This window comes from Colwellia sp. MT41, assembly GCF_001444365.1.
Lineage (GTDB): Bacteria > Pseudomonadota > Gammaproteobacteria > Enterobacterales > Alteromonadaceae > Colwellia > Colwellia marinimaniae.
This window is the reverse complement of sequence record NZ_CP013145.1, coordinates 2,779,876-2,791,924: the sequence shown is the minus strand read 5'-3', so window position 1 is coordinate 2,791,924 and position 12,049 is coordinate 2,779,876. Positions and strand designations below refer to the sequence as shown.

The following is a 12,049-nucleotide window of genomic DNA, read 5'->3' as shown; positions in this document are numbered from 1 at the left end:
CGGTTTATTTAAAGAAAAATTGTCAACCTGCGTAAATAGGCAACAGCCACCAAATAAACCATGTTTTTGTTCTATTCATGTTGAAATCCTTTGTTAACTTCATTTTGTACAGTAAATTTTGAACGCTTTAACGTAAAAACCCGCTAATAAAAGCGGGTTTTTTGAAATTTGTTTAGTCTTATTTAAGATACACGCAATTATCACCACCCAATTATGTCGAGTTATGCCACCACCAAATTAATGAAAAGTGAGTTGTTACTGTGCTCATTTTTAAGTGCCTTTAATTAGCCGTTTATAATGTACTTTCAGCTTATTAAATTTTTTATTAATAAAGGAAAAAGTATCATTGTTTACTCGTTATCAGTAAACTTATCTTAATACTAAGATTACCCTTATAGAAGACCTTATTATGGCATTACTGTCAACCACTGATTTCCCTCATCAGATAGTAGCAACCGAAGGTTTTGCCCACAAACGTATTGACTTACATAGCCATACTAATTGCTCTGATGGTGCCTTATCACCGCAAACCTTGATAGACAGAGCAGTCAACTTTCAAATTGATGTTTTAGCTATCACAGATCATGATACTACCGCCGGTCTTGATATAGCGCAAAAGCATATTGAAGATAAAAACATTACACTTAAATTGATAAGTGGCATTGAAATATCTACCGCATGGCAAGGCTTTGAAATTCATATTGTCGGTTTGAATATAGATAAAGGCAATAGTGAATTAAAAACACTGATAGCGCAGCAGCAAGAAGCAAGAGAGCAGCGTGCTATTGCCATGGGGGAGAAGCTGGCGAAATGTGGTTTTCCTACTATCTATACAGAGGCAAAAGCTTTGGCTGGTGACGGCACCATAACACGGGCACATTTTGCTAAAGTACTGCATCAACAAGGGCATGTTAATACCATGCAACAAGCCTTTGATAAATACATAGGAAAAAAAGGCTCAAAAGGGCAACGTGCTTATGTAAAACCTAACTGGTGTAGTATTGGCGAAGCGATTCAGGCGATACATCAAGCGGGTGGCAGTGCGGTCATGGCTCACCCTATTCGGTATGATCTTTCTGCTAAATGGTTACGACGTTTGATTGTTCATTTTAGTGAGGTTGCCGGTGATGGCTTAGAAGTGGTGTTACCGCAAATGAACCCAGAACAAAGGAAAAAAATGCTGGCTTATTGTCAAGAATATAACTTATATGCCTCCATGGGCTCTGATTTTCACTATCCTAATAAATGGAGTGATTTAGGGCGAAACCTTACCATGCCTGTTGGCGCTAAACCTGTTTGGGCACAATGGCAATAAACATAATTAGTCTAAGTTATTTAAAGTAAAGGAATTTCTCATGAGTCAGTTTTTTTATGTACACCCAGATAACCCTCAAGGGCGCTTAATGAAACAAGCTGCCGACATTATTAAACAAGGCGGCGTGATAGTTTATCCAACGGACTCAGGCTATGCCTTAGGTTGTCATTTAGGGGATAAAAAAGCGTTAGAGCGTATCTGCCGAATTCGAGAGATAGATAAGGATCATAATTTCACTTTGGTGTGCAAAGATTTATCCCAATTATCAGAATATACCCGCATAGATAACACCGCCTTTAGATTATTGAAAAATAACACCCCAGGTGCATATACCTTTATTTTTAAAGGCAGTAAAGAAGTACCTAAGCGCTTGTTAAACCCTAAAAAGAAAACAATAGGTATTAGAGTGCCTGATAATACTATTGCACAAGCCTTGTTGACTGAACTGGCAGAGCCTATAATGTCAACCAGTTTGATTATGCCTGGTCGAGAAATGGCTGAGCATGATCCCGAGCACATTCGAGATTTGTTAGAACATCAAGTTGACCTTATCGTCAATGGTGGTCATTTAGGGGAGCACCCAACCACAGTAATCGATTTTTCTAATGATAGTATTGAGATAATACGTATAGGTGAAGGTGACCCTTCGCCATTTCAGTAGCCTAAATTAAACATGCAATTAATTATTGCCGTTTACGGGTGAATGAAACCTGAAAATGAGTCAGAAGTAAGCTTCAAGGGAGCTGCTACTGACGTAACAGAGAAAAAATAATGACGGTAGATAAGAAAAAAACAACTAAAGACGCAGCTATTGATAAAAAATATGGCACACGTGGTACTGAAAAAAAAGGTTCGGCCAAAAAAGGCCTAGCTAAAAAAGGCTTAGTTAAAAAAGGTAAAGCGAAGAAAGAGCCGGAAAAGGTGGTAAAAGTTAACTTCCAAACCGCGACTCATACCGACTCAGAGAAAGTGCAAAAAGTACTAGCGCGTGCAGGTAAGGGCTCTCGCCGTGAAATGGAAGCCATGATCAGTGCCGGTCGGGTTAGCATTGACGGTAATGTTGCTTTTTTAGGCGATAGAATTACCGGCTCTGAGCTGATTCGATTAGATGGTCACCATGTTAAACTAACCGCCAAAGATGAAGATATCTGTCGCGTACTTATGTATAACAAGCCAGAAGGTGAAATGTGTACTCGTAAAGATCCAGAAGGCCGTCCTACCGTTTTTGATCGTTTACCGAAACTTGAAACTGGCCGTTGGGTTGCCGTTGGCCGTTTAGATATTAACACCTCAGGCATGTTGTTATTTACCACCGATGGTGAGCTAGCAAACCGATTAATGCATCCATCACAAAAGATCGAACGTGAATACGCTGTTCGTGTTTTTGGTGAAATCGATGAAGCCATGTTACAAAGACTACGTGCTGGCGTTAAGTTGGAAGATGGTCAAGCACGTTTTCAAAAAATCACTTACAGTGGTGGTGAAGGCCGAAATCATTGGTTCCATGTAGTCTTATCAGAGGGGCGTAATAGAGAAGTGCGTCGCTTATGGGAAAGCCAAGAAGTACAGGTAAGCCGTCTTATCCGCGTGCGTTATGGTGATTTAGAAATGCAGCGCCAGTTACCGCTAGGTGGATGGCGAGAATTGCAGTTAAAAGAAGTTAACTATTATCGTAAATTAGTTAACTTGACACTGGAAACGGAAAGTAAGGTTAAAGTTGACGAAAAAGCCATGGACAATGCTAAGAGCCGTCGAATTCGTCGCTCGGTGAAAAAGCATCAACAACGCCATCAACAAAGTACTCGTCGTCGTCATAAGTAGTCGTAGTAGAAGTGAAAATTATGCATTATCAATTAATTGAAGATCAACTCAGCTTAAATACGTTATGTGAGCAACTCGCTAAGGCGAAAGTGTTAGCCATAGATACTGAGTTTGTTCGTACCCGTACGCTATATGCCAAGCTTGGTTTACTTCAGGTTTGTGATGGTGAGCAACTTGCCCTTATTGATCCCCTTGCCATTGATGATTTAACACCTTTTTGGCAATTGCTCACCAATGGCAATATCACTAAAGTGTTACATGCCTGCTCAGAAGATTTAGAAGTTTTTTTGACTGCAGGAAATTGCCAACCGGTAAATTTAATTGATAGTCAGATCATGATGTCATTTCTGGGGCATGGCCTATCTTTGGGCTATGCTGCTATGGTAAAACATTTCACTGATATCGAATTAGATAAGTCTGAGTCACGTACTGACTGGACTAAAAGGCCGTTAACGGAAAAACAACTAGCCTACGCCAGTGCCGATGTTGATCATTTGTTCTTGCTTTACCCAACATTATTAGCCGAACTAACGCAAGCGGGTTTTTTAGCCTATGCAAAGCTAGAAACGCAAAATATGATTGATAAAAAATTCACACCAGTGAATGAAAGTGACATGTATCTTAATATTAAAATGGGGTGGCGTTTAAATCCTAAGCAATTAAATGTGTTAAAGTACCTGGCAACTTGGCGCTTTCAACAAGCACAGAAACGTGACTTGCCTATTGGCTTTATTGCTAAAGATCACACCTTAATGGCATTAGCGCAAAGTAATCCGGTCAGTGTTAGCGCTATGTTAAACCTTGAAGGGGCGGAAGCTCTCGATATTCGCCACAAAGGTAAAGCTATGTTGGCAGTGTTAGCTAAAGCGGATAAAACTGAGGTAAGTGACTATCCAGAAACAATTAATCGCCTCGATGATTACCCGGCTTACAAACAAACGTTTAAAAAAGTAAAAGCTTTCTTAGTGCAGGTAAGTGAACGAAATGGCCTAGCGATAGAAAATATAGCTTCAAAAAAGCAAATCAATCACTTCTTAACGTGGCAATTTGGTCTTAACGGTGCGTGCAGTAGTGCGAAAAAAGTTGAGTTATTATCAAGTTGGCGTAATGAGTTATTTGGTGAAGCTTTAACAACGTTTGCGAAACAAGGTTATAAGTAAACTATTTATAGCCTTACCTTTTATGTCAGCAGTCTGCTGCATTTATATTTTTGTTAATATTATGTTCTTAAGTCACTATAGGGTTCATCCTAGGCTCATGATATATTAAATTAGCAATACAATTTTTCTGTTAACTATAGGTCTCCATTATGCTATGTGCTATTTATAAAAGTCCCCGAAAGGACCAAACCTACATTTTTGTTAAAACTCGTGACGACTTCTCTGCAGTGCCGGAAGACTTGATGAAGAAGTTTGGCACGCCAGAGCTCGTTACACTCATTAATCTCGATAACAAAGATAAATTAGCATTGGCTGATTTAGAAAAAGTGAAAAACAACCTAGTTGAACAAGGTTTCTTTTTACAGTTACCGCCACCACCAGAAGACTTATTAAAAGCACATAAAGCTGCTATGGATGCTAAAAAAGAGCAAGGAGAGCTCTAATGAGCTTGCTTATAAAGGTGGTCGGTTTATCCGTCGTGATAACACTGGCTATGAGCAATCAAGCAAAAGCGGCTAAAACTGAGCTAACAGCAGAAGGCTTTGCTGATTATGTGATAACCCTAAAAGCGGATGCCTTAGCACAAGGATTTAGCCAAGCGTTAATTAAAGAAAGCTTTGCCAAGGTAAAGTTTCATAAACGCGCAGTTAAAGCTGATAGAAGCCAACCTGAGAGTAGAGAAACATTAGATACTTATCTACCTAAACGTGTACCAAAGTGGAAGGTAGAAAAAGCGAGGGCCTTATACAAAGAGCACCGAGTATTATTAAGCCAAGTCGCTGATAAGTACCAGGTCCAACCACGTTTTATTATCGCGTTATGGGGCCTTGAAACTAACTTTGGTAAATTTACCGGTGGTTACAATGTCATATCAGCTTTATCAACTTTAGCCTATGAAGGCAGACGCGAAGTCTTCTTTAAAAAGCAATTAATGGCTGCGCTGACCATCTTAGACGAAGGACATATTAGCATTGAAGATATGAAAGGTTCATGGGCAGGGGCTATGGGGCAAAATCAGTTTATGCCAACGTCCTTTTTGAGCTATGCTGTTGATGGCGATGGTGATGGGAAAAAGGATATCTGGCAAAATAAAGCTGATATTTTTTCATCTATGGCTAATTACTTACAAAAACAGGGTTGGAGTGATGAGTTGACTTGGGGTCGTCAAGTTAAGTTACCTAAAGGCTTTGATAATACTCTCGCCATTCCAAAAAATACCGGCAGTCGAAAAAAGTGGCTAAAAGCCTGGTCTGAAACTGAAAGAACACTAGCTCAGTGGCAAACCCTTGGCGTGAGACGTGTCGATGGTACTAATTTGCCCAATGTTGATATTAAAGCGGCGTTAGTTTTTCCCGATGATGAAAATGGTCGGGTATATCTTGCTTATGATAACTATAAGAGTTTAATGCACTGGAATTTATCGTATTATTTTGTCAGCTCGGTAGGCCATCTATCTGATCGGATAAAGTTTCCACCTATCAAATAAATCAATTAACAACGTTAGTTAGTAACGTTAATGAGTAAAGAAAGTAGTAGTAAATGAACAATACAAAAACAGTAGAACAGCCTTTTTGGCAAACTAAAACCCTAGCAGAAATGACTCGCCCTGAATGGGAGTCATTGTGTGATGGCTGTGCTAAATGCTGTCTGAATAAATTTATTGATGACGAGCATACTGATGAGGCGAAGGAGCTTTTACCGACCGACCATATCAAAGAGGGAGAACAGATCTTTTACTCTAATATTGCTTGTCATTTACTCAATGAGAAATCTTGCCAATGTTCTAAATATGAGCAACGTACCACGTTAGTGCCTGACTGCGTACGTTTAACACAAGATAATATTGCTGCGGTGTTTTTTATGCCGCCAAGTTGTACCTACCGCCGCCTACAAGAAGGACGAGGTATGCCGTCATGGCACCCTTTGTTGCATAATGGGAAAAAATCAGCAATGCATAAAGCGGGTATGTCGGTAAGAGGGAAAATAGTCAAAGATAATGAAGTCAGTATTGAAAATTTTGAAGATTATATTGTCCTTTGGCCATTAAATGATCTTGATTAAGCCATACTAAAATAATGCCCACCTAATCATGAAAAACACCGGTCAAAGTCCTGCAATGGTAAATGTCGAGCAACAAAGCTTGCTCTATTTACATATCGCCGTTTTTCTTTTTGGTGGTACCGCGCTTTTTTCTAAGTTGATTGGCTTGCCAGCGCTTGATATAACGGTGTACCGGACGGGTATAGCCGCCTTGGCGCTTTTTACCTTGCTCACGTTGCAAAAGAAAAAAATCACTTTAGCCAGTAGGAAAGACTATGGTATAGCCTTATTACTGGGTGTGGTCGTCGGCATACACTGGGTTACTTATTTTGCCGCGATGCAAATGGCCGGGATCACTGTCGGTATCATTGCTTTTTTTACTTACCCGGTAATAACGGTATTTATTGAACCGCTGTTTAATAAAAGTTTGCCAAAAGTAAAAGATATGCTGATGGCGGTAGTTGTTATTGTCGGTATTGTCTTGTTAATACCTGAAATAAGCTTAGGTAATCAAATAACTCTCGGTATTGTTACCGGAATATTTTCAGCGCTATTTTTTGCCTTAAGAAATATCCTACATAAAAATTATTTTTCCCATTATTCTGGGCCTCATACCATGCTGTATCAAACATTAGTTGCTTGTTTGATGCTGTGCCTTTTTATTGAGGTACCACTAGGGCAAGTAACCGAAAGAGACTGGTTATTGCTATTATTGGTTGGTATCGTCTTTACTGCGACTCCTCACGCCCTATTTGCCTCAAGTTTACGGCATTTGTCGGCAACTACAGCGGGCTTGATCTCTTGCTTACAACCCTTGTACGGTAGCGTACTAGCCTTTATGCTTTTACATGAACGTCCTAACGTTTTAACTATGGTCGGTGGACTAATGGTGGTCAGCGCCGCTATATTTGAAACATGGTCAGTGAGTATGGGCAGGCGTTAATGCGGTTTACTTAATAGCCTTACTCAAAAAAGGTCAGCAACGAGCAAACTCCGTATAAGAAAAAGAGCAGACACTGTTAACGCTAGCATCTGCTCTTTTTATCTTCACTTCGACCTATGCCTTATGTCTTATGGCTTTTTCGCACAGATAAGACGATTAACAAGGACAACAGCGAAAGCTAGGGTATAAAGAGCATAAATAACCACCATCCACTGAGGCATACTGAAGCCGAAAAACTGCCAGCTTATCTCGCCACAATCACCCGTTGCTTCAAATAATAAGGGTAGCCATTGATGTAAAGGCGCCCAAGTAGGGAAGTTAGGAATAAACTCGCAGCTAAAAAAAAGTGAACCGCTGTTCGCTTGCATGTCAACATGCTCTAAAGCTATGATTAGCCCCCAAATTGCGCTCCCCCCCCAAGATAGGTAGGCCAATGTTCTGGCAAATACATTTTGACAACCGACAGTGCCAATAACGCCGGCGGCAAATATTGCCAAGATAGCAAGGCGTTGATAGACACACATAATGCAAGGCGCTAAATCCATAACATATTGAAAAAATAAAGCAGATAGCTCTAGGGTTATAGCTGAGATAGCCAGTAGTAACCATGGTTTTTGACGTGTGGTGATATTGCTTAAGTAATTCACAAAAGCTCCTTTAACAAATTGAGTAAAAAAAAAGCTCCTAACCAAATAGAAGCTTTTTTAAAAGGTACCATGAAGAAAAAGCTGATTGGCTTTCTCCTGACATTAATATGACATTATTAATGTCAGCATTTAATAGCGACGATTAGTTTATTAATAAATGCACATAAATACTGGCAGCGTAGCCAAGGGCAATTACCGGCGTCCATTTTAAGTGACTAAAGAAGGTATAATAGCCGCGTGCTTGTCCCATTAGCGCAACACCCGCAGCAGAGCCAACAGATAATAAACTACCACCGACACCCGCCGTTAGTGTAACGAGCAACCATTGGGTGTCTGACATATCAGGGTTCATGGTTAATACCGCAAACATCACCGGGATGTTATCAACAATGGCTGATAATAGACCGACTATAATATTGGCATTCGTTGCCCCTAATTCGCCGTACATGAATTCTGAAGCCATGCCTAAGTAACCAATAAAGCCTAAACCACCAACCGCTAAAATAACGCCGTAGAAGAAGAACAGTGTATCCCATTCGGCTTTGGCAATTTTGTCAAAAATATCAAAATCATCATTAATTATATGTCCGGTAGGTGAATCTGATTTGTCGATTTCACCTAGACCTGATTGACGAAGATAGTAACCAAAGAATTTCAAATAAGATAAACCTAACATCATGCCAAATACGGGTGGTAAATGTAGGAAGTTATGGAAAGATACTGCCGTAATAATAGTCAAAATAAACAAGCCGACTATGGTTAATCCGCCTTTTTTGATCGGCGTCATTTCGCCTGTAATAGCACTTGGCTTACCTGTAGGTATAAAGAATTGCATAATAAAGGCAGGAATAACAAAGTTCACTACCGCTGGTAAGAATAGCGCAAAGAAATCAGTAAACTCAAGAATACCTTTTTGCCATACCATTAGGGTAGTAATGTCACCAAATGGGCTAAATGCACCACCGGCATTTGCGCCAATGACAATATTGACACAGCTCATGGCAATAAATTTAGGCTCATCTTTACCAACCGCTAAAACTACCGCACACATAATAAGTGCCGTGGTTAAGTTATCTGCAATAGGTGAGATAAAGAAGGCCAGAATACCGGTTAGCCAAAATAGCGTTTTATAGCTAAAGCCTTTTTGTACTAACCAATCGCGCAAAGCATTAAAAACATCACGCTCTAACATGGCATTAATGTAAGTCATCGCGACTAATAAAAAGAAGAATAACTCGGTATATTCTAAGAAATTATGACGAATGGCTACAGCAGCAGCGTCTGGCATACCTTGAGAGTTATAATAGGCAGCAATTAATATCCAAATAAGGCCGGCAGCAAGCAGTACCGGTTTTGATTTTCTCAGGTGCAACTGTTCTTCTAAAATAACCAGAGTATAGGCTAGAACAAAAATTGCTATAGCGGTGTAGCCAATCCAGTGACTAGTTAAATCAATATTTTGGTGTGCTGCCTCGGCAGCGAAAGCTATGCTTGGAAAGAGCACCGCAGATAACGCCAGTAAAACGTATAAAAGTTGTTTCATGTAATTCTCTAAATGGGCTGTGAAATTGTATGCAATTTTAGCGATTATTATTAGCTTGGAATTCTATCAAACTTTTAACATAATGATACAACAAAGCCTTTGAAATTCATTAATTTTATTGATAGTAATTATCTATTTGACTTATAACAAGCGAATGCTTAGTTTTTACTTTCACCAGCGAGTAATTGTAAGGCTCTTGTGCATAACTATACTTCTGGTACAATCTGTTGAAAATCCATCCTCAATTTACAACTATTATCAGGTAATTATAGTCAATGGTCATAAAAGCTAAAAGCCCAGCAGGATTTGCAGAACAATATATCGTTGAATCCATTTGGAATGGTGGTTTTCCTCCCGGCACTATATTACCAGCAGAACGTGAACTCTCTGAACTTATCGGAGTGACGCGAACTACCCTTAGAGAAGTCTTACAGCGTTTAGCGCGTGACGGTTGGTTAACCATTCGACATGGTAAGCCGACTAAAGTAAATAATTTTTGGGAAACCTCAAGCTTAAATATCCTCGAAACGCTGGCACAATTAGATCAAGAGGGTATTCCTGATTTAGTTGACAACTTATTATCAGCGCGTACCAATATCAGTGCTATTTATATTCGTGGGGCATTAAAAAATAACCCTGAGAAAGCCATTGAATGCCTGCAAGGTTATTTAGATGTAGAAGATACGGGTGAAGCCTTTGCACAATTTGATTATGAATTAAATAAAGCATTAGTGGTAGCGTCAGGTAACTCTATTTATTTATTAATTCTTAATGGTTTTAGAGGTTTATATTCACGTATTGGTAGTTTGTATTTTGCTCACCCTAAAGGCAGGGAGATATCTAGGGCTTATTATCAATCGTTAATAGAGCTTGCTAAAGCTAATAAATTCGATGAAGCGATTTTGGCTGTACGTAAGTATGGTATTGAATCAGGAAAATTGTGGGCAGATCTTAAGGATGACGTATTAAAAGAATTATCTAATGATTAATGTTTGATAGATTTGCTCATCAACATAAATAAAGACGACGCTAGTCGTCTTTATTTTTTTGTGGACAGCTGGCAATGATCTTATCTTCACCTGACTTCATTTCTTGCACAATCTTAACGTCAAAGTGCCATAAATAATGCAGGTGCTTTAATACCTCATCTTTTGATTCCCCCAGCTCTACCCCATTGTGTGGCGTGTATCTAAGGGTTAGCGCTCTGTCACCATCAACATTTGCATCAATTATTTGGATATTTACTTCAATATTACTGAGGTTATACTGATTTGCTAGGTTTTGACGAACTTTTTTATAGCCTTGCTCATTATGAATAGCACCAATTTCAACATAATTATTGTCACTATCATCATGAATATGAAAGAATTTAAAGTCACGCATTAGTTTTGGCGATAAATATTGGCTGATAAAACTTTCATCTTTAAAGTTTTCCATGGCAAAATGTAAAGTATCTAGCCAGTTACTGCCCGCTATTTCAGGAAAATATTCTTTATCTTCTTCTGTTGGGTGTTCACAAATACGTCTGATATCAATGAACATATTAAAACCTAAAGCATAAGGATTTATACCTGAATAATATTTACTGTTGTATTCAGGTTGAGCAATGACATTAGTATGACTGTGTAAAAATTCCAGCATAAATTTATCTGTGACTAAGCCCTCATCATATAAGTGGTTTAAAATAGTGTAGTGCCAAAAACAGGCCCAACCTTCATTCATCACTTGAGTTTGTTTCTGCGGGTAGAAATATTGCGATATTTTCCTGACTATTCTGACAATTTCTCTTTGCCAAGGTTTGAGCAAAGGGGCATTTTTCTCAATAAAATATAAAAGATTTTCTTGAGGCTCTTTGGGGAATATGTTTTTTTTCTCATCGTCTTGCTGTGCTTTTTTAGGGACAGTGCGCCATAAAGCGTTTACCTGTGATTGCAAATATTCAGCACGTTCAGATTGTCTTCTAAGTTCTTCATCGAGTGATATTTTTTGTGGTCTCTTATAACGGTCAACACCATGACTCATTAAGGCATGACAGGCATCTAAAGTAGCTTCTACCTCACTGATACCATATTTTAGTTCACACTTGGCAATATAACTTTTGGCAAAAAGTAAGTAGTCGATAATTGAACTGGCATCAGTCCATGATTTAAATAAATAATTTCCTTTAAAGAAAGAGTTATGACCATAACAAGCATGTGCCATGACCAGTGCTTGCATGGTCATGGTGTTTTCTTCCATCAAGTATGAAATGCAAGGATCTGAATTTATTACAATTTCATAAGCTAAGCCCATCTGTCCTCGTTGATAGTTTTGTTCCGTTTGAATGAATTTTTTGCCGAAGGTCCAATGACTATAACCGAGAGGCATGCCCGCACTGGCATATGCATCCATCATTTGTTCCGCCGTGATCACCTCTATTTGATTGGTATAAGTATCAAGGCGGTAAAAGTCAGCAACACGCGCAATCTCTCGCTGATATTGTCCAAGCAAGTCAAAAGTCCAATCTGGACTATCGTCTAAAGGCGTTACTTTAGTTTTTTGAGCGGTATCATCATTAGTGTTTGTCATCTATCACCCCAT

At 39.1% G+C, this 12,049-nt stretch carries 12 protein-coding genes; 9 read left to right on the top strand and 3 right to left on the bottom strand.

From position 1 onward, the window contains the following. The first annotated feature begins 409 nt into the window (after positions 1–409). The 8 genes from rnm to CMT41_RS11925 all read left to right on the top strand — a co-directional run bounded on the left by rnm (position 410) and on the right by CMT41_RS11925 (position 7,279). Complete coding sequence (gene rnm / locus CMT41_RS11960) at positions 410–1,315, top strand: RNase RNM (RefSeq protein ID WP_058027386.1); 906 nt, start codon at positions 410–412, stop codon at positions 1,313–1,315. A gap of 40 nt (positions 1,316–1,355) precedes the next feature. Beyond that, on the top strand, positions 1,356–1,976 hold the full coding sequence (locus CMT41_RS11955) for an L-threonylcarbamoyladenylate synthase (protein WP_057181529.1): 621 nt from the start codon (positions 1,356–1,358) through the stop codon (positions 1,974–1,976). Between the two features lie 110 nt (positions 1,977–2,086). Next, on the top strand, positions 2,087–3,136 hold the full coding sequence (gene rluB / locus CMT41_RS11950; protein WP_058027385.1) for a 23S rRNA pseudouridine(2605) synthase RluB: 1,050 nt from the start codon (positions 2,087–2,089) through the stop codon (positions 3,134–3,136). A gap of 20 nt (positions 3,137–3,156) precedes the next feature. Continuing rightward, complete coding sequence (gene rnd / locus CMT41_RS11945; RefSeq protein WP_058027384.1) at positions 3,157–4,296, top strand: ribonuclease D; 1,140 nt, start codon at positions 3,157–3,159, stop codon at positions 4,294–4,296. A 149-nt stretch (positions 4,297–4,445) separates the two neighbouring features. After that, entirely contained in the window at positions 4,446–4,739 is a 294-nt protein-coding gene (locus CMT41_RS11940) for a YcgL domain-containing protein (protein WP_057181526.1), read from the top strand. Next, on the top strand, positions 4,739–5,782 hold the full coding sequence (locus CMT41_RS11935; protein ID WP_057181525.1) for a lytic murein transglycosylase: 1,044 nt from the start codon (positions 4,739–4,741) through the stop codon (positions 5,780–5,782). Before CMT41_RS11940 ends, CMT41_RS11935 begins: the two co-directional genes overlap by 1 nt. 53 nt (positions 5,783–5,835) lie before the next feature. Further along, positions 5,836–6,357: a YcgN family cysteine cluster protein gene (locus CMT41_RS11930; protein ID WP_057181524.1), complete on the top strand. Its 522-nt coding sequence runs from the start codon at positions 5,836–5,838 to the stop codon at positions 6,355–6,357. 28 nt (positions 6,358–6,385) lie between these two features. Next, entirely contained in the window at positions 6,386–7,279 is an 894-nt protein-coding gene (locus CMT41_RS11925) for a DMT family transporter (protein WP_083494279.1), read from the top strand. 128 nt (positions 7,280–7,407) lie between these two features. Here the strand turns inward: CMT41_RS11925 and dsbB are convergent, their stop codons facing one another. Together dsbB and nhaD are read right to left on the bottom strand one after the other, a co-directional pair. Continuing rightward, complete coding sequence (dsbB, locus tag CMT41_RS11920) at positions 7,408–7,926, bottom strand: disulfide bond formation protein DsbB (protein WP_058027383.1); 519 nt, start codon at positions 7,924–7,926, stop codon at positions 7,408–7,410. 142 nt (positions 7,927–8,068) lie between these two features. After that, positions 8,069–9,469 carry a sodium:proton antiporter NhaD gene (gene nhaD / locus CMT41_RS11915; protein WP_057181522.1) on the bottom strand — a complete coding sequence of 467 codons (1,401 nt, stop codon included), beginning with the start codon at positions 9,467–9,469 and terminating at the stop codon, positions 8,069–8,071. A 275-nt stretch (positions 9,470–9,744) separates the two neighbouring features. Between nhaD and fadR the strand changes: the two genes are divergently transcribed. Continuing rightward, positions 9,745–10,458: a fatty acid metabolism transcriptional regulator FadR gene (fadR, locus tag CMT41_RS11910; RefSeq protein WP_057181521.1), complete on the top strand. Its 714-nt coding sequence runs from the start codon at positions 9,745–9,747 to the stop codon at positions 10,456–10,458. A gap of 40 nt (positions 10,459–10,498) precedes the next feature. Here fadR and CMT41_RS11905 read toward each other — a convergent pair whose 3' ends face one another. Beyond that, complete coding sequence (locus CMT41_RS11905; protein ID WP_057181520.1) at positions 10,499–12,037, bottom strand: SpoVR family protein; 1,539 nt, start codon at positions 12,035–12,037, stop codon at positions 10,499–10,501. Positions 12,038–12,049: the final 12 nt, after the last annotated feature.